Raw genomic sequence first — 19,343 nt, forward strand, 5'->3', positions numbered from 1 at the left:
TTTCATCATGTGTGCCCCTTACAACGGAATCATGCTAAGAAAGAAGCGGGAAAACATCGATAGCACTTCTGCCGCATCCATTTTGCTATTGGTGCGGTATTCGATACGCGCATCAGCCACCTTGGTAGAGACCACCTGGTTACCAATGGTAATCATGTCCGGGTTGACCACGCCAGAGAAGCGCACATACTCTGTGCCTTTGTCAAAGCCGATCTGTTTTTCGCCGCTGATCACGAGATAGCCATTGGGCAGAACATCGACCACGGTTGCCGTGACAGAGCCGCTAAAGGTGTTGCTGGCATCCGCAGTCGCCTTGTCTTTGAAGGAGAGGGCAGAGCTGGCATTGAATGAAGCTTTAGGCACGTTGTGACCAAATAAACCGGTGACGCCAGCCGTAGTTGCACCGTCTTTGGTTTGTTCATTGTCAGTGGCTTTGTTGGCGGTGGTGTTCTCTGTAATCAGCACGGTGACCATGTCGCCGACATAGCGTGGACGACGATCCTCAAACAGTGGACGGTAGGCGCCGCTGTTAAAAATAGCCCCTTCGCTGCGCGTATCCGGGCGGGCCGCTGCAACGCGCGGTGTTTCAGGCTTTTGAACAATCGTAGACGGCGTGATGGAACAGCCATTCAGTAATTGGGAGAATGCCAGACAAAGTAATAAGCTCATGATCGTTCTATTCATCATTTGAATGCCCCTCAACCAGGGATTAAAGCTGCGCTAGTTTTTGCAGCATCTGATCCGAGGTCGTGATTGCTTTGCTATTAATTTCATAGGCGCGCTGCGTCTGAATCATGCTAACCAGTTCTTCCACCACATTGACGTTGGACGTTTCAACATAGCCAGAATTCAACAGCCCCGCGCCATTAGTGCCCGGTGTGTTCACACCAGGGTTACCAGAGGCCGTGGTTTCGACATACAGGTTTTCGCCTTTGCCCTGCAAGCCAGCCGGGTTAATAAATGTTGCCAGCTGGATCTGTCCAATTTGTGTAGTGGCGGTAGAACCTGGAGTAGTGATCGAGACCACGCCATCACGGCCTATGGTCAGGCTTTGCGCGTTGGCCGGAATACTGATTGCCGGTTGTACAGGATAGCCGCTAGCAGTGACCAGCTGGCCCTGGCTGTCAACCTGGAAAGAGCCGTCACGGGTATAAGCGGTGGTGCCATCTGGCAGCAAAATCTGGAAGAAGCCTTGACCCTGGATTGCGACATCCTTGTCGTTACCTGTTTGCTGCAAGTTGCCTTGGGTGAAAATACGCTCAGTCGCGACCGGTTTGACCCCGGTACCCAACTGCAAGCCGCTGGGTGACTGACTTTGCTGAGAAGTCTGGGCACCGACCTGGCGCAGGTTTTGGTATAACAGGTCTTCAAACACGGCACGCGATTTTTTAAAGCCACTGGTACTGACGTTGGCCAGGTTGTTTGAAATCACGTCCATCTGCATTTGCTGTGCATCCAGACCGGTTTTGGAAATCCATAATGAGCGTATCATCGTTCACTCCTTGGGCATTGAGCCATGTTCATAGTGTCATCTTAGTCCTGGCCTTAGCCATTCAAACCAAAGAGTTGATCAGCTTTTCCGGCGTTGTTTTGGGCGTTATCAAGCATTTTCATTTGCATCTCAAACTGGCGCGCCAGGCTGATCATGTTGACCATGGTATCGACGACATTCACGTTACTACTTTCCAATGCACCACCGACCACCGTGACATTGGCATCTGCCGGTGCCGGTTGTCCATTCGAAGTCACAAACAAGCCATCTGCAGCCCGTTTCAGACTGGATTCTGGCGGGTTTGCCAGTTTGATACGTCCAATAATATTGGTTGCACCGGGCGCCGTCAGGTTGTTCACGCTGGAGACCGTGCCGTCCTTGGCAATCGTCACCGAGACATCCGGTGGAATGCTGATCGGACCACCATCGCCCATCACATTCAAGCCGGATTCGGTTTGCAACTGCCCATTCTGGTTAATCTTGAGTGAACCGTTACGCGTATAGCCCTCAGAGCCATCGGCGCGCTGGACGGCAATCCAGCCTTCGCCTTGCACAGCAATGTCCAGGTCGCGTCCGGTTTGCTGAATGCTGCCTGCGGCATAATTGGTACCCATGGTGGCGTCAACCACAAAGGCGCGGGTCGGCAGGCCATCTCCTAAAATCGGCACCGCCCGGAAGCTGTCTATCTGCGCTTTGAAGCCTGTTGTCGTTGCGTTGGCCAGGTTGTGTGCAGTGGTAGCCTGTTGCTCCAGGATATGTTTGGCGCCGGTCATGGCGGTATAAATCAGACGGTCCATTGCGACTCCTTCAATCAGTCAACATTCAGCGTTTAACGACTCAATTAGCGCATGTTCACCAGTGTTTGCAGCACCTGGTCTTGCGTTTTAATGGTTTGTGAGTTGGCCTGGTAAACACGCTGCGCCATAATCATGTTCACCAGTTCTGCAGTCAGGTCGACGTTGGAGTCTTCCACTGCCGAAGATTGCAATACCCCCAGCGTGCTGCTGCCTGGTGCGCCAATCAAGGCTTCGCCTGAATCGAACGAGGATTGCCACTGATTGCCGCCCAGCGAGCGCAAGCCGTTAGGGTTGACAAAGTTGGCCAAAACCACACGGCCCAGCGCCTGTGATTGACCATTACTGTAACGTCCCACAATAATGCCGTCGCTACCGATGCTGAAGTTGGCAATCCGGCCAGAGGTGTAGCCGTCCTGGGCTAACTTGTTCACACTGAAGCCAGAGCCATATTGCGTACTGGCGGTGTAATCCAGTTTGAGGTTGACGGCAGCTGCACCGCTTGAAGGTGTAAAGCTAACATTCAGGGCTGTAGAGTTGGTGGTGTCATACGCGCCAGAGGTCGTGAATTGAATCGTGCCCGTTGCTGTATATGGATCTGAAGCATTCGCTTTCGGTGGGACCACACTGCCGTCAGCAGTGGTATATGTTTGCCAAGTATTTGCAGCGGTTTTGACAAAGTAATTCTGCACCGTATGGCTATTGCCCAAGGCATCATACACGGTAATCGAAGTCGAGTTGGTGTAGGTAGTGGCATCAGAAGGGTTAAATGGTTTAACCGATTGATCGATGACTGGACTATCCGAGTTCAGATTGAGCTTGCCGGTGACCTGGGTGGATGTTTTTGGGGGCAGGTCGCTGGTGTTAATTTGAATATCTACTGGCGAGGAGCCTTCCAGGTTGTCAGCACTGTTGCCTCTCAGGCGTTTGCCTTCACTATTCACAATATAACCATCTTTATCCATCTCAAACTGGCCGTTACGCGTGTAGGTGACGACACCGTTCTGGCTCATAATGAAAAAGCCATTGCCATTGATAGCTACATCCAGTGTATTGTTGGTATTGGTGATGTTGCCTTGAGTGAACTCTTGCGAGACCTTGGCCAGCTTGGTACCAATCCCGATTTGTGTGGCACCCCCGCCGTTCAATGAGGCGGCATACACATCAGAAAATTTGGAGGTTGATTGCTTAAAACCCACAGTGTTGGCGTTGGCGACGTTGTTGCCAATCACAGACAATTGTTGAGAGGTGGCATTTAAACCGCTAAGACCTTGTTGAAAACTCATGCTATTTCTCCTTGCGTAAGATTACATTCTGTGGGGCTTTAGAATACTTCCAGAACATCGGCCAGTGCCACGTCCTTGCCTGTACTCAAATTCAGTCTGGACGAGCCGTTCATTTGTGAAACACTTTGCACCTGGGCCAGGCTTAATGCGGTGCTGGTTGTTTTTGCATCCCCCAGTGTTGCGGTCGTTTCAAAGGTATAAGTGCCAGTCGGTGCCGGTTGGCCGCTCGCGTCTTTTCCATCCCAGGACAGGGCATTGATGCCGGTGGCCTGCTTGCCTAGCGTCAGTGTTTGAATGACGGTGCCTGCGCCATTTTTAATGGTGACGGTCAGGTTGTCGGCTCCGTTCGGGATGTTGACACCGAACAGTGCGCCTTTTTCACCCAGCTCCATGGTATTGCCGGCAGACAATATATTGCGGCCTATCATGCTGGTCGCCTGGTAGGACTGGCCCATCTGCACGTTGTTGATGAGGCTGGTCATGGAGTCATTCAGTTTGTTGATCCCGGTTACCGTGTTCAGTTGCGCCATCTGGCTAGTCACCTGGGCATTGTCCATCGGGTTGAGCGGGTCCTGGTTTTTCATTTGCGTCACCAGAAGCTTCATGAATCTATCTTGGGCATCATCGGTACTGGTTGTATTTGATGAGCGATTGTTCACTGTATTGAGCAAGTCTTGAGGGACCTGATTGTTAGTATTCACCGTGGTCATATGAGATTCCTTTCTGCAGGTTATTGACCAATATTGAGTGTTTTAAGCAACATGGTCTTGGCCGCATTCATGGTTTCCACGTTGTTTTGATAAGCTCGGGAGGCAGAGATCATGTTCACCATCTCTTCAGTAACGTTGACGTTAGGCATGGTGATATAGCCTTCACTGTTGGCCATCGGGTGTTTGGGGTCGTAGACCACTTTGCCGGGGCGGTTATCTTCAATCACGCCGTCAACCGCAACCGTGCTGGCGTTTTGATTCGCCGCATCTTGCACGGCCTTGAACACGACCTGTTTGGCCTGATAGGGTTTGCCGTCAGAGCTGACCACGCTGTCCGCGTTGGCCAGGTTACTGGCTACGGTATTCAGACGCATGGATTGTGCGCTCATCGCAGAGCCGGAAATCTTGAATACATTAAACAAAGACATGTCAGTACTCCTTACTCAATTACTGGCCATTGATTGCGGTCAGCATTTTTTTGATCTGGCCGGTGATCATGGTTAAGCTTGCTTCATAACGGATGCCGTTATCGACATAGGCATTACGTTCTGCATCCATGTCTACCGTATTGCCGTCTACAGAGGCTTGCGTCACCGTACGGAACAATGGATCACCAGGGCCTGCATAACCTTGATTCGGCTGACCTTGCATGTGGCCCGAGTCGGTTTTTTGCAAACCACCTGTTGCTGTACCCGTGCTACTGGCTGGATGCATGGCGGCCTGCATGGCGGCTTTAAAGTCGATATCGCGTGCCTTGTATTGCGGTGTATCCGCATTGGCGATATTGGATGCCAACAGCTCTTGACGTTCATTGCGTACACGCAATGCCGTCTGATGAAAATTCAGTGCGGCGTCTAATTTGTTGATCATCATTGATTCCTTTCACTTGCCTGAATCTCTGGCTTTAATTTTTGGTTAGCGATTGTTGTAGCCTCGTCGCCAAAACACCTTTATTCAAAAACATCCTAAAGGTTTGCCAGACACTGCCGTTAATCCTGATAACTCGTTACCTCTTATTGCTCGAGTCACTTTTACTAGCTATGCCTAGTGTACGCCGCACGTTTATGAACAATTTCTGAATTAAATGCGGTAAATCCCCTTTATTTGAGCATTTAGCGCCAGCGGTTGTGCGTAGAATGAATGCTCATGAAACCTCGTCTGCTTACAATTTTTTGTGCGATGCTGATTGCCCTGGCCGGGTTCTTCAGTCATTTATTGCACGCAGCTGACCGTACGGCGACAAACGCTACGCTGGCCAATCAGCGTGTCGCTGAGCCGGCGGTCGCAGACATGCACAGCCGCGTATATCAAACCGCTGTGCAATATGTGCAGAGCCAGACGCAAGGTTATCCAGGCAAAGTCAATGTCGACATTCAGCCACTAGACAGCCGTGTTCGTATTGCTGCCTGCGACATGATGGAAGGATTTACCGTACCAGGCTCACGGTTGTGGGGTAAAACACATATAGGTGTCCGTTGCCTGCAAGCCGAGACCAAGTTGTGGACGCTGTATGTGCAGGCAGACGTGCAAGTGTGGGCTGAATATGCAGTGACGGCAGTGCCAGTCAGTCAGGGTGCACTACTCAGCCCGAACGATGTGGTGTTGCAATCAGGGGATTTAAGCAAGCTACCGGCTGGCATTATCACGGACTTGTCCATGCTCGAAGGCAAACAAGCCGCCTTGAATATGCCGCTGGGCACGGTGTTGCGCCCAGAGCTGCTCAAGTCCAGACCTGTGATCATGCAGGGTCAGACTGTACAGTTAAATAGCCGTGGAGAAGGATTTGTGGTCAGTGCCGATGGGACTGCACTGCAAACAGCCAATGCCGGGCAGGTGGTGGATGTCAAAGTCAGTAGCGGCCAGGTGATTAAAGGGGTTGCACTGTCGAGTGGAAAAGTCGATGTAAGATATTAGGCAGACTCACCACGACAACCATGAAAAAATACTTCTCAATCAGAATCTTGAGATAAAAACTATATTAACAACTAAAGTTCGCTTAAACTATGCCGATAGAACTGTTAATCAATGAGGGTTTAGTCACCCGACAAACTCAGACATCAAGGCAGAGGGATAGCATGAATATTTCAGATTCGATCAAGAAACTTGGGATTGGTGTAGATAAACCAGTATTAGATAAAGGTACCAGCAGCAAAAGTACCGAAAAAACAAGCACATCGGCAACGCCAGCCAGCAAAGACAATGTGACATTGTCCGCGGCATCGGTGCAGATGCAGTCCATTGAAGCGGGGATTGCCTCGTCAGAGGTGTTTGATACGCACAAAGTGGACGAAATTAAAAGTGCTATTGCGCGTGGAGACTTTACTGTCGACACGGGTAAAGTGGCTGACGGCTTATTGCAAACCGTTAAGGACTTGATACATTCGAAAAAAGGATGATGTTTATGACAACTGCAAATCGCAACGCTATCCCTGAGATCAGTTTTGAAGCGGATGCCAATCTGGTTGAAGCGCTCATTGAAGATTTGCAGAATGAACAAAAAGCCTTGGTCAAAGCTGACCTGGACACCATAGAACGGATTATTGATCAGCGTGTAGAGTTACTACAGGCGCTGGGTGAAGCCGCAAAACAGCGTTACGCTGCCTTGTCGGCCGCCGGCTTCGAAGCCAATGAAAAAGGCATGGCTAAATGGCTGGAGTTAGGACATGGCAAAGTGATGGATACTGCATGGATGGAGTTCCAGAAAAAACTGGCGCAGGCAAAAGAGCTTAACCGCATCAACGGCATCCTGATCAACAAGCATTTTCAACGCAACCAGGAAAAGCTGGATGCGATTCAAGGCAAAGCAACCAATGCCACGCAGTTCTATGGCAAAAATGGCCAAACTCACGGTGCCCATAGCTCTCGCACCAGCTTTGCGGTATAACTCGCATTAAAATCAAACGATCACAACCGTAAATGGCAATTCATCATTGCCATTTACAGGCTTGAGCGTTGCTTACTGGCTTTCCAGCCATTCCCAGCGCTCCAGTTTCTGCAAGATTAACGCTTCAATTTCATCCAGTCTCTCTTGTCGTTGCTTGACCTGCTCAGGCGCTTGCTTGTAAATGTCGCCTTGTGCAAACTGTGACTGGATATCAGCTTGCTCTTGCTCTAATTGTTCAATTTCTGCAGGCAGCGCTTCAAGCTCACGCTGTTCCTTAAAGCTCAACTTTTTTCGGGTTGAGGTGTTGGATGAGGCGTTCGTGCTGACGGGGGACGAGGCTGCAGGCACCGGTTTTTCGACTGGTTTATTTGCAGCTTCGCGCTGCTGGCTAAAGCGCAGCCAGTCATCATAACCACCGCTAAATTCGGTGAGTTTGCCCTGGCCTTCAAAAGCAATGACTTGTGTCACCGTATTTTCCAGGAATGCCCGGTCATGACTCACCAGAAACAGGGTGCCCGCATAATCTTGCAGCAGGTTTTCCAGCAGTTCCAGCGTATCGATATCCAGATCGTTGGTGGGTTCGTCTAGCACCAATACATTGGCCGGACGCGCAAATAATCGGGCTAGTAACAGACGATTGCGTTCACCGCCAGACAGAGATTTGACCGGGGAGCGTGCACGTTGCGGTGCAAACAGAAAATCCTCAAGATAACCAATGACATGGGTGCGTGTTTCACCGATTTGAACATACTCCGATCCCGGACTGATCGTGTCCATCAGCGTTGCTTCCGGGTTGAGCTGTTCGCGCATCTGGTCAAAGTAGGCCACCTGGATATTCGTTCCCAGTTGCACCTTGCCCGCGCTCGGCGCCAACTCGCCCAAGAGCAGCTTAAGCAGGGTAGATTTACCGACTCCGTTCGGGCCTAGCAGTCCGATGCGGTCCCCCCGCATGATGCGGGTACTAAAGCGATTAATCAGCACTTTGTCACCAAACGCCATGCGCACTTCTTGCAGTTCTGCAATCAGCTTGCCTGAGCGCTCGCCCGCATCCAGTTGCAAGTGCACCTGACCTTGACGATCACGGCGTGCAGCGCGGTCAAGCCGCAGTTGTTCCAGTCTTCTGACGCGACCTTCATTGCGCGTGCGCCTGGCTTCAACCCCTTTGCGGATCCAGACTTCTTCCTGCGCTAGAAACTTGTCAAATTTGGCCTGGTGTTGTGCTTCTACGGTCAGCAATTCAGCCTTTTTCAGTTGGTACTGGCTATAGTTGCCTGTAAATTCGGTTAAATGACCGCGGTCAAGTTCGACAATACGGGTAGACAGGCGGTCCAGAAAGCGACGATCATGCGTAATCAGCATCACGCTGCCTTGATAGCCCAAGAGCAGCTCCTCTAGCCAGACGATTGCTTCCAGATCCAGATGGTTCGTCGGTTCATCGAGCAACAAGACATCGGGGGCTTGCACTAATGCCTGTGCCAGGGCCACGCGTTTGCGCCAGCCACCTGACAAGGTGGCAATTGGGGTGTCTGCCTGTAGCCCGAGTTTGGACAACACTGACTCAATGCGGGATTGTAGCGCCCAGCCGTTTTCAGCTTCCAGGCTGTGCTGTAATACTTGCATGCGATCGAGCAAAGCTTCAGTCTCTTGCGCCTGCGACAACTGCAGTGACAGGTCGTGATATTCTTTAAGTTGTGTCACGACATTCCCCAAGCCTTGGGCGACGGCAGTAAACACATCATGCGCTGCATCCAGCTCGGGCTCTTGCGGTACGTAGGCAATCTTGCTGCCTGGGTCGCGCCAATATTCGCCATCATCCAGTTTGATCAGCCCGGCGACCACTTTAAGCATGCTGGATTTACCGGTCCCGTTACGGCCAATGATGCCGACACACTCCTTGTTATCCAGCTGAAAGTTGACTTGGTCCAGCAATGGCACATGACCAAAGGCCAGGCTGGCCTGTTTGAGTGTGATTAAAGGCATATCAGTGTATCTGTTGTGAAGGCGAGGGGAGGGTCTCTAAGGGCGCCAGAGTGGCACGTAAAGAGACAGAGGGTGCGGGCCGGGTATCTGGCTGATACTCCTCGACCCAGCGCTGCAAGTCTTGCTTGATTTGAGACTCTGGCAAATGCGGTATGGTCGCCAACCACTCGAGCAACTGCGTCAGCCAAAGGCTATCTGCACTGCGCGCTTGGGCAATCCGTAGTTTTTCATGGCTCGTCGGCAAGGTGTTTTCATCATCTGCCAGCAACTCTTCATAAAGCTTTTCACCCGGACGCAGGCCGGTAAACTCAATGCGTATCTCTTGCTCTTGCAGACCGGATAGTTTAATCATGTCGCGTGCCAGATCAATGATTTTGACCGGTGTGCCCATATCCATTACAAAGACTTCACCGCCGTTGCCCATGGTCGCTGCCTGTAATACCAGTTGAGCGGCTTCCGGGATGGACATAAAGTAGCGTGTGATCTCCGGGTGTGTAATTGTGATTGGGCCGCCGTGCGCAATTTGCTCGCGGAATTTTGGAATCACGCTGCCACTGCTTCCCAGCACGTTGCCAAAACGCACCGTGATAAAACGTGTGTGATTTTGCTTGTTTTGCAAGCCCTGACAAATGAGTTCGGCCAGACGCTTGCTGGCACCCATGACATTGGTCGGATTCACTGCTTTATCAGTGGAGACCAGCACAAAGGTGGGCACATTAGCTGCCTGGCACGCCGCTGCAATCTGGTAGGTGCCGTAGGCATTGTTCTGCAAGGCCTCTACCACGTTAAAATGCTCCATCATAGGCACATGCTTATAGGCCCCGGCATGTAACACAACCTCCGGCTGATGATTTTGCAAGATGCGTTGCATCCTGGCCTGATTCTTCACATCCGCCACCAGATAGACCAGCTCGGTATTGGTGACGGACTGATTAAATTCTTGCTGCAAGGTATACAACGCATATTCCGAGATATCCAGACAGATTAATTGTGCCGGGTGAAAACTCAGTATTTGTCTGCACAGTTCAGAGCCAATGGAGCCCGCAGCCCCCGAGACCAGCACTACCTTGTTAGCCAACATCGTACTCAAGCCATGGGTATCCAGTTGCACCACATCACGCCCCAGCAAGTCCTCGACATCAATCTTGCGAATTTGCGAGAGACTGATCCGGCCACTGATCAGGTCAGACATGGCTGGCAGGGTCAAAACCTCCATCTCGGGAGATTTTCTGGCGGCTTCCACCGCCAATCTGCGTTTCTGGTGCCGGCTACTTGGCATCGCGATCATGCAATGCTTGCAGCCATAACGTGCGGCAATTGCTGGAATATCTTCCAGACCACCTTCTACCTTGGTGTGCATAATTTCTCGGCCCACCAGCCTGTTCGCTGGATCTATCATGGCCACGACACGCCATTCCGGATTTTTACTGAGCTCTTTAATCAGGTTAAAAGAAGCATCTTCAACCCCGATCACAATCACAGGTTTACCTTGAAGCGCAACCGTATTAAATAAACGCCGCTCTTTCCAGGCACGGTATAAAAAACGGCTCCCACCCATCGCCAAAATGAGCAACATAGGATTCAGGATCAGCACCGAGCGCGGGATGATGATCGTTGGGTGGACCAGCAGGGCATACGCTGCGCTAAGCAAGGCAGCAAATCCGACTGCGCGCATAATCCGTTTTAAATCGGGCAGACTAGCAAACCGCCAAAGTCCTTTATAAAGGCCAAAGGTATAAAAACAAATGGCATGAATGGCAAAAATCACTGGCAATGTTTGCCAGATATACTGCACAAAAGTGGAGGGTATCTGAAAGTTAAAGCGTAAAGAGAAAGCAAAGATCCATGCCGCGACCAGGACGACCGCATCATGAGCAAACGCAAAAAAAGACAAAACGCGTGTTGGTAGCCTGAGCATAGCAATCAAACAAACAATCAATGCGTGATGTTATCACGCCTTAATACCTTGATCACTGTTAGCACAATAATCTTGATATCAAGACAGAGGGATTGACGTTGCAAGTAATACACATCTAACGCCACTTTTTGTGGGATTGGAATTTCGTCCCGGCCATTCACTTGCGCCCAGCCTGTGATGCCTGGTTTCAGTGTATGGACGTTTTTTTCAGTGCGTAATGCAATCAAATCGTCCTGATTGAACAGTGCAGGCCGTGGACCGACAATGGACATGTCGCCTTTCAACACACTCCATAATTGCGGTAACTCATCCAGGCTGGTTTTGCGGATAAAGCTTCCTACTGGCGTTAAAAATGCGTTTGGATCCGTTTGCTGATTCATTAAATGGGTGGCCATTTGTGGCGTTCCCACACGCATGGACCGGAACTTTGGCATGCTAAAAAGCTGGTTATGCTGACCAACGCGCTTGCTCCAGTACAACGCCGGGCCTGTGGAGCTGAGTTTCACCAATAGATAAGTCGCTAATAACAAGGGACTCAAGCATGTTGTTGCGATCAGCGCCAGTACAATATCTAAAACTCTCTTAATCCACATAGTCTGCCACAGTACGTTTAATGCCTTCGTCAAAGCTGATGACCGGCTGCCAGCCCAACATTTGCTTTGCCTTTGCGGTATTCACTTGCAAATTGCCCAATAAGCGATCACTCAAGCTGTGTCTGCCAACCAAGCTAAACATCCACTTCATTAGCAAAGGAGGAAATGGTAACAATAAGGCTCTGAGACCTAGCGATTTTTTAATTGTTCGGATTAACATCATTGTGGAAACATCGTGATCGTCTGAGATCAAGAATATTTGATTGGCAGCGTGCGGGTGATGGCAGCATAACGTAATAAAATCATTCAAATTTTCCAAACTAATCAGGCTGCGTTTGTTATAAATAGTCGCAAATGGTAAGGGGACGGTTTTTTTACAAAGGGTAATCAGCGATTTAAAGTTGGCTTTGACGCCTGGTCCATAAATGAGCGGTGGACGTATGATCACCCATTCGATGCCATTCGCTGCACAAAAGCCCTTCAATGCAATCTCAGCCTCAAGTTTTGATTTGCCATACGCATCAAGCGGCGCTGGTTTATCCTCAGGTGTAAAGGGCGTTTCAGTGCTTTCGCCATTGACTTTGACTGAGCTTAAAAAAATAAACCTTTTAATGCCCAGATCTTTGGCCAGTTGTGCCATTTTCATTGTGTAATTGATATTTATATCCGCGTAGGCTTGATAGACATTCGTTGCCGTTTCTTGCATGATATGTGCCCGTCCAGCTAAGCTCACCAGACAGTCGTAAGGGATGTCTGACCATAAGCTGGTAAAGGGCGAATGGCGATCAATTTTTGTAACAGAATGTCCGGCCTTTTGTAAAAAAGCACATAAAGCTTGACCGACAAATCCAGAGGCGCCAGAGACCAGAATATTCATTTTTTTGCCAGAAAAAGCACATATAACGCGAACGCTACCTGGTCGCGAAGTCTACGTCTGAACTGATGAGCATGCAGAGCAAGCTTGAAGCGATCAAATAGATTCAAGCGTACAAAACTATTGATTGGCCAGCGATTTTCATATCCTACTGCGGCGGCAATCAGCAATATTTGTTGGCGATACCAGCCTTGTCCCAGTTTTATTAATCTGGCGATCATCGGCTTCAGTCCCCGGTTTGCACCGATGACATTATTTGCATGCTGTCTATACATCATGCTGGGGTAGGAATCTATGTACCATTGATAACCTTTAGAACGGGCAAATGCATAAATAAACCAGTCATGTAAGAAAATTTCCTGTGTCTGCAAAACATTGTTTCTTAAGTAGGATTGCAATTCGACTGCAAGTTTTTTGGAGAGCACAAAAGTACATCCAGGGCCAGCAGACTCAAACATGAAGTCATGATTCGTTTGTGCTTGTGCTTTATCAATCAGTATCTGTTTTCCATCCTGCCAGAAAGCTGTCACATTGCTGGAGTAAGCGTGTGTATGGTGTTGGGAAATCATGACGATTGCATTTTTTAACTTGGTTGCGTGCCAAACGTCATCCTGATCGGAGAGGGCAATATAGTCAAATGGTTGCAGCTCAACTTCTCTCAACAAATGAAAAAAATTTTTTGCTGCACTGCCTAACACACCTTGATTAGGTAGCTTATACAGCGTCGGATAGCTATCTTTAAGTGTATCAACCAATGAACTGGTATTGTCTGAGGATAAATCAACGCTAATTGCAAGCGTAACTTCAACTTCTTCCTGAGAGTAAATGCTTTTAACTTGTTCCTTTAGCCAGTTTTCTCCATTATAAGCAGCAAGTAGGACTAAAACGTTGGGGTGCATAAGCGTAATGTTTAGTTGGGCTCAATATTGGATTTTGGAATGGCGATACAACTGGATGACTCTGTTATTAGTTTACCATCTATCCCGGTTAATCCATGAAACAGCCCTAACAATAACATGCGTATACGTAACAATCTATTTGGGGCAAAAATGATGAAAAACAAACAGAAGTAAAGTAGCCTGAGCAGTAAAAAAAGTTTTATCGGGTAAAGACCTGAAATGTTCTTGATGCAAAAAACAGTATTCCTGAACATATAGTAATCACGGTAAGGTGCATGGTGAGAAACTTGCCTGTTCTTCATAAATGGAATGGTTTGAGCATGGTCACCGATCGCATGAATCAGTCTCGCATCATTAACTCCATACAGTTTGTAGCCTGCACACAGGGCGCGCATGCACCATTCCGTATCAACATGATCAATAAAATAACCACTTCTATTCCCGCCGATTGCCTGAATAGCCTCTAGCGAGACCAATGAGCCAGACGATATCAAAAAACAAGCCTCTGTTACATGGCTGGCTTCATTTGTGTCTTTTTTTACTTCTCTGACAGGATAACCATGTTTAAGCACTAAAAATGGTGATTCGATCTTGGTCCTTGCATCAATGGTAACCGGCGCGGTAATCGCTACTTTATTCCCTGCAGCAAGCTCACAAAAACACTTTAAAAGTGCATTCACCATGTGTGGTGTTGGAACACTGTCTTGGTCTAGAAACAATATATAGTCAAATTTTTGTTTTATTGCATACTCAATTGCAATATTTTGTGCGTAGGCAATGCCCATATTATCCGCAAGATGAATAATTTTTACATTCATCTCTTTGGAGGGATTTAGATTAAAGGAGTGCAGTGGACTATTGTCGATGATGACCATTTCATCGACCTGTTCTTTAGTCTCGGAAACCAATTTAGAGAGTGAATCGTTACAGGGATTGTATGTTACTACCGCTGCAAGGACTTTTTTATTGTTCATTTTTTCCTAAAATCTTGGTATGGAACTGATGTAGAACGTAAATAGCGCCAAGCATGCCAATCAACACAGTATTGATCAAATAGATCCCAAAAATATAACTGACCTCTTTGAGTACGTAAATAACGCAAATCGAGGTAAATAAAAAAATAATTCTTAGCAGGTTTAATTTGAAAAGAGGATCTAGCTTAAATGACAGCAGATAAGTATTGATGGATGTGTAAACATGTATTCCGATTGCTGTAATCGAAAATAGTAAAATATATTTTGCGCTTAAGAATCTGGATAAGTATGGTGAGTTTGTTTGGTTGAGCGCAAAAAATAATGTCCACAGTATTAATAGCAATAAGATTAATACAAGCAATGACGTCCCAAATAAGCTTTTAAACTGAGCGTAAACTTTTAAACGCTCTCCTTTTGATATCGAAGCGCCAAACAGGGCAAGTTTGGAATTGATCCAGGTAATGGCAAATCCATTTATTGCATTAAACGCTTGTAGGGTGACGCCTAGTTTACCTGCCAGTTCAACTTGCCCGAGAGCAAACATTAACGGAACATAGACTTGTGCACCCATGTAGATAGAGAGAAAAGACACGCTCAGTCTTTTTTGTAAGGGGAAGACAGATTTTAGGTATGAAAAAAAATCTTTGATTGAGATGTGTTGGTTAAGCGCTTGCCGAATAAATAAGCCGTATTGACTGAGCAGCCATGCGCTTAATGTTATGACATTTGCAATTGCCTGTATGACCAATGCATAAACGCCGAGGTGAGAGGATAAACAAAGCCATAAGGTCGGAATGGAGACGAGAGTCGAGAGCATTCTTGCGATTGCAACATCATTAATTTTTCCTGTGCCCTCAATGATATTAATGGCTGTATTGATGAAAAAACTTAAACAATAAACCAGTACCAGTAAAAGCCAGGGCAGATAAAGCGTAGCGGATTTTTCGAGGAGGATGCCACCTAGCACACCTAATGACAGCGCCATGGATATGGCAAGAAAAAACGCATGTACTAGAATGTTCTTAACCAGAGTCAGAAACTGATTTAACGATGATTCAGGCCCGACCAACCTCTGCTTCTGAAAATAAGTGTCGCGCACATGGTGACTTATTAACTGGATGATTAAGGTACTGAGACCAAACTCAAAAAAAACACTGAAACCAATCAAATTTAAAAAGGTGTAGTAGTGTCCCTGAAGTTTATCGTTTAAGTAATGGAGTACAAAGTAGATTGTGACAAAGCCACCAAGGCTATTAATGACTCTGCCTGCAAGAATCAGCAATACTGTTTTATCAATGAGATGTGTTTTGTTAAACATAGGATCTAATGATAAAGTCCACTCAGTACGTTTGGATCCAGATGTTCTAGTAAGAACTGCCCGCCAGCTTCGGAAAGGTGTGAGCTATCCAGATACAATATTTTAGAGCCATTTAAAACCGGGCATCTGTCTTCATGACACATGGCAGGCATAGGGTCGATGACTTTTAGGCCATATTTTTGAACGATAGGCGCTATTTTTTCCCGGTAGCGCTGCTCATTCTGAGTCACAAGCGTTTTTGGTAAATCACACCCCTTTAACTCGAAAGGCAATCTTTCAAAACACCTTCTGGGTTCTGCACCTAAGGGCACTGAGTAAACAATATATATTTGATCGATGTTTTTTGAATATGCAGCAATAGTGTTTTCAAAAGACTGCCAAAAAAAATCTGACGTAAACGTCTGGCCGTTGACCGTGATGCCATCACTGTATAACGGCCATTGTGCAGCAATAATCAGCGTTTTAAATGTATGCCGCTGCGTGATGTGCTCAAAAGTTTTTGCCGCAAAATGACGGCAGTCATGAGTACCATACCCAATCAGCGCAGGGCACATACCCATGCCCAATTGAAGGTAGTTAGATTTTTCAGAAGATACAAATGCGTTAAGTACCGTCGTGAAGGCATTTGATTGGCTATCGCCAATGACAGCCAACTTGGTTCCGCCCTCTACATAGTGATCATCATTGCAGCGGTCTTCTTTATGAGGCTTCCCAATATATTTCTCGCATGACCTTCTGTAAGTCATGACTAACGTATTGTTTTGATTGAGTTCTGCGTTATTAAGATGAACGGTTCTTGATGTGAAGCCTTTGTTGATGATGACGAGCACAGAAACGGCTGCGGTTGCGAGCAGGAGCGTGATCAATAGCTTAAGTTTTTGGTCTTTCCTTAGCCATTTTTCATAGTAGAAAGTCGTCACAAAGGCTAGCGCCATGGATATTATTAAGAGTTTGATTCTGAACAGAGGGGTGAGTCCTCCCCAAATCAATTTGGAGTATTCTAGTAATGGCCAATGCCATAGATACAGCGCATAGCTCATTTCGCCGACAAGGGTTAGTGGATAGAGCGAAAGGGATGTGGTCACAATGTTGGGTCTTGTTCGCACTAGCAGCAGTGCGGCGGCCAACACTGGTAATATCGTGATGAGCCCTGGGTGTGTTGACTCACTGGACATAAGAGATAATGCCAGGGCGAGTAAAGCCACTCCCAGATAACTCAGGACCGGAGTAGATTCTTTATCTTTTTGTAGCAATGCAGTGATCGCGCCTGCCAAAAACTCCCATAGTCGAAACGGCGTAAAGAAGAAAACGGCAGAAGGTGCGCGATTGACCAAGGTAATATCAAGCAAAATAGATACTGTTGTGCACCCAAGCAGCAACAACAGCATGTTGTTTCGATTGCGACATAAACTGCAAAGTAGTGCAATAAAAATATAAAACTGAAACTCAACTGCCAGTGACCATAGGTGTAGTAGTGGGCGAATATTAATCGCATTATCGAAATATCCACTTTTGGAAAACTCAAAGTAGTTGGATTGTGCCAATAAAGACGCTAAGACTGAGGTGGATAAATCAACATACTCTCCTGCCAATAATACACACCCACCTATCGCCAGGGTACAGATGAGGATTAGCAGAAATGATGGAAATAGTCTTAGAAATCTGCCTTTTAGGAATGCTTTTAAAGGGAGTTCGTAATTATTTTTTGAAATAATTTGAAAAATCAGATATCCGGAAATGACAAAAAAGATATCCACCCCAATAAAGCCAGCCTTGAGATAGCTGGGGAAATAGTGGTAAATCAGAACAAAAGCAATGGATAATGCTCTCAGACCACTGATTTCTGGACGGTAATACAGCTTATTCATCAATTTCTATACAGAACGTGTTTTTTGATGAGATTTCTTAGCTTGATGTAGGCGCGGGCGAAGAAAGCACTTTCCCATTCCTGAGGAATATGGTCTCCCCATCCAATGTGCTTGACATATCCCCCAGGATGAATCGTGATGGCGGCTCTAAATCCAAGTCGGTCATAGTAAATCGACAGGTCAATTTCTGAAGCAACGCTTTGATTTTTCTTACCAATCAGGATTGGTTTTTCTGCATAAGGGGCCAGTAGATGGTAGTCTGCCAATCGCCTTAGCCCCGGATTAAATGTAAATCCGCTCCATGCGCCGCGATACTTTCTTTGCATTAACTTGTTATCAAAACCTTCGACCGATTCGGATTGCGAGATTGGATGCGTGTTCGTATCGTCGTGAGCTCTCAACCAAACAGTAATGATCTGTTGATGACGCTCAAGGATAGCCAGCGACTCCTCAATGAAGCCTTCCTGGTAAAACTCCCAATCATCTTCGCAATGAAACACATAAGGCGTGGTAATGCTGGAATAAAGCTTATCAATCGAACGAATCTGCCCGATATTTTCTGTATTCAAAATAAACTCGTAGCTGTTGGGAATGCAGGCACTAATACGTTCAGTGTCAAACCCACCGCAGCTATCATCAATAATAATGGTTTTAAAGATAGGGTAAGTGTTGAGTTTGTAGAAGCTTTTAAGCGTCTTTTCCAGTAAGTCCATTCGGCCACAAGACGTGATGGCTAGGGTGATCGGATGTGTCACGCGTGCTGCTCCCATGGGTAGTCAAAACCGAATTGTTCTCGAAGCGCTGTTCTTAATTTCAAGTGATCATACATGGATTTCCCTATGCCTTGATCAACCCATACGGAGTGGCCGGTTTTTCCATCTTCCCAGTGTAAATAAAACGTGCTTTTATCCTTTCCAGCAAGCGGATCTGTAAAGCTCATGCCGTCTTCAATCAACTTTGAAAACCAATAAGCGGAAGTATCTCCTCTATCATCAAAGTTACCAAAAAATATTTTATGTTTTTGCGTTATTTTTTTAGCTATACCGACTTTTAGTAAAGCGGACCATTCATTTATCCGGCATGCCCATTTGTGGTCATTTTTATCCAGTTTGGTATTTGGCCATTGTTGAGAAGGGCGATATCCGGCACAAATTTTTTCAGGATTACAGCCAACCGCTTGATAGGCACAGCGCCAGCATTGACCTAGGTCTCCGACAATTCCAGGGTTGGGGAGATTTTTAATAGCGTTGAGATAGAGTGCAATAATGTCCCCATTAAAGCTGATGTCATCATGCATGATAAACAGATATTCTTTGTCCGTATTTTCGATGGCCCATTGGTAACGTAAATCCTCCCTGTCTACAAAAATAGATTTATTTTTATAGAAGTTCCATAGCATTCTGAAAAACATATAGCGATATGTCAGATACGTCGGCTTGTAGCCTTTGACGAATGAAAGCCACCACCCCATTCTGTGATTGTTTCTTCGAACGTTTATTTTCCAGGGATGCAATGCTTTTAAAAGCGCATCGGATTTGTAAGCTTTGAGTATTTCTGGCGGAGATTGATCATCATTGATCCAGACCGTATCTACCAAGTCTTTTGATTGTTGGTGAAGGGTGAGCAGCGAGTAAATTAGAGATTCCGGTTTTTTAAAAGACTGAATGGCAACATCGACTTTGTTTAACATGGTGAAATCCCGCCTATTGCATAGTTCCGGTCATTTTAGCTGTAATAAGACTGCTTAACGGTT

20 protein-coding genes are annotated in these 19,343 nt (G+C 47.0%); 3 read left to right on the plus strand and 17 right to left on the minus strand.

Annotation, left to right across the window (positions count from 1 at the left end):
• Positions 1 to 18 precede the first annotated feature (18 nt).
• The 7 genes from Q9292_RS13205 to flgB are packed head-to-tail and all read right to left on the minus strand — an operon-like array spanning position 19 to position 5,152.
• Positions 19 to 669: a flagellar basal body L-ring protein FlgH gene (locus Q9292_RS13205; RefSeq protein ID WP_194746918.1), complete on the minus strand. Its 651-nt coding sequence runs from the start codon at positions 667 to 669 to the stop codon at positions 19 to 21.
• Between the two features lie 40 nt (positions 670 to 709).
• Positions 710 to 1,492 carry a flagellar basal-body rod protein FlgG gene (gene flgG / locus Q9292_RS13210; RefSeq protein WP_194746917.1) on the minus strand — a complete coding sequence of 261 codons (783 nt, stop codon included), beginning with the start codon at positions 1,490 to 1,492 and terminating at the stop codon, positions 710 to 712.
• A 53-nt stretch (positions 1,493 to 1,545) separates the two neighbouring features.
• Positions 1,546 to 2,289: a flagellar basal-body rod protein FlgF gene (gene flgF, locus Q9292_RS13215; RefSeq protein WP_194746916.1), complete on the minus strand. Its 744-nt coding sequence runs from the start codon at positions 2,287 to 2,289 to the stop codon at positions 1,546 to 1,548.
• A gap of 44 nt (positions 2,290 to 2,333) precedes the next feature.
• Positions 2,334 to 3,572, minus strand: coding sequence for a flagellar hook protein FlgE (gene flgE, locus Q9292_RS13220; protein WP_313988842.1), 1,239 nt, complete (start codon positions 3,570 to 3,572; stop codon positions 2,334 to 2,336).
• A gap of 38 nt (positions 3,573 to 3,610) precedes the next feature.
• The gene (locus Q9292_RS13225; protein WP_275354943.1) at positions 3,611 to 4,282 is read right to left on the minus strand and encodes a flagellar hook assembly protein FlgD; all 672 of its coding nucleotides are present in this window, start codon (positions 4,280 to 4,282) and stop codon (positions 3,611 to 3,613) included.
• Positions 4,283 to 4,302: 20 nt separating this feature from the next.
• Positions 4,303 to 4,710 (minus strand): flagellar basal body rod protein FlgC, encoded by a 408-nt coding sequence (gene flgC / locus Q9292_RS13230; protein ID WP_194746913.1) that lies wholly within the window; start codon positions 4,708 to 4,710, stop codon positions 4,303 to 4,305.
• A 19-nt stretch (positions 4,711 to 4,729) separates the two neighbouring features.
• Positions 4,730 to 5,152, minus strand: coding sequence for a flagellar basal body rod protein FlgB (gene flgB / locus Q9292_RS13235; RefSeq protein WP_313988846.1), 423 nt, complete (start codon positions 5,150 to 5,152; stop codon positions 4,730 to 4,732).
• A 276-nt stretch (positions 5,153 to 5,428) separates the two neighbouring features.
• Here flgB and flgA point away from each other — a divergent pair, with 276 nt between their 5' ends.
• The 3 genes from flgA (at position 5,429) to Q9292_RS13250 (ending at position 7,166) form a co-directional block, all read left to right on the plus strand.
• Entirely contained in the window at positions 5,429 to 6,196 is a 768-nt protein-coding gene (gene flgA / locus Q9292_RS13240) for a flagellar basal body P-ring formation chaperone FlgA (RefSeq protein ID WP_313988849.1), read from the plus strand.
• 161 nt (positions 6,197 to 6,357) lie between these two features.
• Positions 6,358 to 6,678 (plus strand): flagellar biosynthesis anti-sigma factor FlgM, encoded by a 321-nt coding sequence (flgM, locus tag Q9292_RS13245; RefSeq protein WP_275354946.1) that lies wholly within the window; start codon positions 6,358 to 6,360, stop codon positions 6,676 to 6,678.
• 5 nt (positions 6,679 to 6,683) lie between these two features.
• Positions 6,684 to 7,166 carry a flagella synthesis protein FlgN gene (locus Q9292_RS13250; protein ID WP_194746909.1) on the plus strand — a complete coding sequence of 161 codons (483 nt, stop codon included), beginning with the start codon at positions 6,684 to 6,686 and terminating at the stop codon, positions 7,164 to 7,166.
• Positions 7,167 to 7,238: 72 nt separating this feature from the next.
• Here the strand turns inward: Q9292_RS13250 and Q9292_RS13255 are convergent, their stop codons facing one another.
• Genes Q9292_RS13255 through Q9292_RS13300 form a run of 10 tightly spaced genes read right to left on the minus strand, consistent with a single transcriptional unit; the run spans position 7,239 to position 19,280 of the window.
• On the minus strand, positions 7,239 to 9,146 hold the full coding sequence (locus Q9292_RS13255) for an ATP-binding cassette domain-containing protein (protein ID WP_313988853.1): 1,908 nt from the start codon (positions 9,144 to 9,146) through the stop codon (positions 7,239 to 7,241).
• A 1-nt stretch (position 9,147) separates the two neighbouring features.
• On the minus strand, positions 9,148 to 11,064 hold the full coding sequence (locus tag Q9292_RS13260) for a nucleoside-diphosphate sugar epimerase/dehydratase (protein ID WP_313988855.1): 1,917 nt from the start codon (positions 11,062 to 11,064) through the stop codon (positions 9,148 to 9,150).
• 17 nt (positions 11,065 to 11,081) lie between these two features.
• Positions 11,082 to 11,657, minus strand: a complete 576-nt coding sequence (locus Q9292_RS13265; protein ID WP_313988857.1) for a sugar transferase — start codon at positions 11,655 to 11,657, stop codon at positions 11,082 to 11,084.
• Entirely contained in the window at positions 11,647 to 12,534 is an 888-nt protein-coding gene (locus Q9292_RS13270) for an NAD-dependent epimerase/dehydratase family protein (RefSeq protein ID WP_313988859.1), read from the minus strand. The genes Q9292_RS13265 and Q9292_RS13270 overlap by 11 nt, the downstream gene beginning before the upstream one ends.
• Complete coding sequence (locus Q9292_RS13275) at positions 12,531 to 13,430, minus strand: glycosyltransferase (protein WP_275354954.1); 900 nt, start codon at positions 13,428 to 13,430, stop codon at positions 12,531 to 12,533. Before Q9292_RS13275 ends, Q9292_RS13270 begins: the two co-directional genes overlap by 4 nt.
• 11 nt (positions 13,431 to 13,441) lie before the next feature.
• Positions 13,442 to 14,404, minus strand: a complete 963-nt coding sequence (locus Q9292_RS13280; RefSeq protein WP_275354955.1) for a glycosyltransferase family 2 protein — start codon at positions 14,402 to 14,404, stop codon at positions 13,442 to 13,444.
• Positions 14,394 to 15,722, minus strand: coding sequence for a hypothetical protein (locus tag Q9292_RS13285; protein ID WP_313988866.1), 1,329 nt, complete (start codon positions 15,720 to 15,722; stop codon positions 14,394 to 14,396). The genes Q9292_RS13280 and Q9292_RS13285 overlap by 11 nt, the downstream gene beginning before the upstream one ends.
• 5 nt (positions 15,723 to 15,727) lie before the next feature.
• A complete protein-coding gene (locus Q9292_RS13290) occupies positions 15,728 to 17,590 on the minus strand; it encodes an acyltransferase family protein (protein ID WP_313988869.1) in 1,863 nt (620 codons plus the stop codon).
• Complete coding sequence (locus Q9292_RS13295; RefSeq protein WP_313988872.1) at positions 17,590 to 18,345, minus strand: glycosyltransferase family A protein; 756 nt, start codon at positions 18,343 to 18,345, stop codon at positions 17,590 to 17,592. The genes Q9292_RS13290 and Q9292_RS13295 overlap by 1 nt, the downstream gene beginning before the upstream one ends.
• A complete protein-coding gene (locus tag Q9292_RS13300; protein ID WP_275354963.1) occupies positions 18,342 to 19,280 on the minus strand; it encodes a hypothetical protein in 939 nt (312 codons plus the stop codon). Before Q9292_RS13300 ends, Q9292_RS13295 begins: the two co-directional genes overlap by 4 nt.
• Positions 19,281 to 19,343 lie beyond the last annotated feature (63 nt).

The sequence above is a fragment of the Methylophilus sp. VKM B-3414 genome, assembly GCF_032248435.1.
GTDB lineage: Bacteria > Pseudomonadota > Gammaproteobacteria > Burkholderiales > Methylophilaceae > Methylophilus > Methylophilus glucosoxydans.

Coding starts and splice junctions, on each gene's coding strand:
- Q9292_RS13205 (WP_194746918.1), bottom strand. CDS start 669: ATGAGCTTATTACTTTGTCTGGCATTCTCCCAATTACTGAATGGCTGT.
- flgG (WP_194746917.1), bottom strand. CDS start 1,492: ATGATACGCTCATTATGGATTTCCAAAACCGGTCTGGATGCACAGCAA.
- flgF (WP_194746916.1), bottom strand. CDS start 2,289: ATGGACCGTCTGATTTATACCGCCATGACCGGCGCCAAACATATCCTG.
- flgE (WP_313988842.1), bottom strand. CDS start 3,572: ATGAGTTTTCAACAAGGTCTTAGCGGTTTAAATGCCACCTCTCAACAA.
- Q9292_RS13225 (WP_275354943.1), bottom strand. CDS start 4,282: ATGACCACGGTGAATACTAACAATCAGGTCCCTCAAGACTTGCTCAAT.
- flgC (WP_194746913.1), bottom strand. CDS start 4,710: ATGTCTTTGTTTAATGTATTCAAGATTTCCGGCTCTGCGATGAGCGCA.
- flgB (WP_313988846.1), bottom strand. CDS start 5,152: ATGATCAACAAATTAGACGCCGCACTGAATTTTCATCAGACGGCATTG.
- flgA (WP_313988849.1), top strand. CDS start 5,429: ATGAAACCTCGTCTGCTTACAATTTTTTGTGCGATGCTGATTGCCCTG.
- flgM (WP_275354946.1), top strand. CDS start 6,358: ATGAATATTTCAGATTCGATCAAGAAACTTGGGATTGGTGTAGATAAA.
- Q9292_RS13250 (WP_194746909.1), top strand. CDS start 6,684: ATGACAACTGCAAATCGCAACGCTATCCCTGAGATCAGTTTTGAAGCG.
- Q9292_RS13255 (WP_313988853.1), bottom strand. CDS start 9,146: ATGCCTTTAATCACACTCAAACAGGCCAGCCTGGCCTTTGGTCATGTG.
- Q9292_RS13260 (WP_313988855.1), bottom strand. CDS start 11,064: ATGCTCAGGCTACCAACACGCGTTTTGTCTTTTTTTGCGTTTGCTCAT.
- Q9292_RS13265 (WP_313988857.1), bottom strand. CDS start 11,657: ATGTGGATTAAGAGAGTTTTAGATATTGTACTGGCGCTGATCGCAACA.
- Q9292_RS13270 (WP_313988859.1), bottom strand. CDS start 12,534: ATGAATATTCTGGTCTCTGGCGCCTCTGGATTTGTCGGTCAAGCTTTA.
- Q9292_RS13275 (WP_275354954.1), bottom strand. CDS start 13,430: ATGCACCCCAACGTTTTAGTCCTACTTGCTGCTTATAATGGAGAAAAC.
- Q9292_RS13280 (WP_275354955.1), bottom strand. CDS start 14,404: ATGAACAATAAAAAAGTCCTTGCAGCGGTAGTAACATACAATCCCTGT.
- Q9292_RS13285 (WP_313988866.1), bottom strand. CDS start 15,722: ATGTTTAACAAAACACATCTCATTGATAAAACAGTATTGCTGATTCTT.
- Q9292_RS13290 (WP_313988869.1), bottom strand. CDS start 17,590: ATGAATAAGCTGTATTACCGTCCAGAAATCAGTGGTCTGAGAGCATTA.
- Q9292_RS13300 (WP_275354963.1), bottom strand. CDS start 19,280: ATGTTAAACAAAGTCGATGTTGCCATTCAGTCTTTTAAAAAACCGGAA.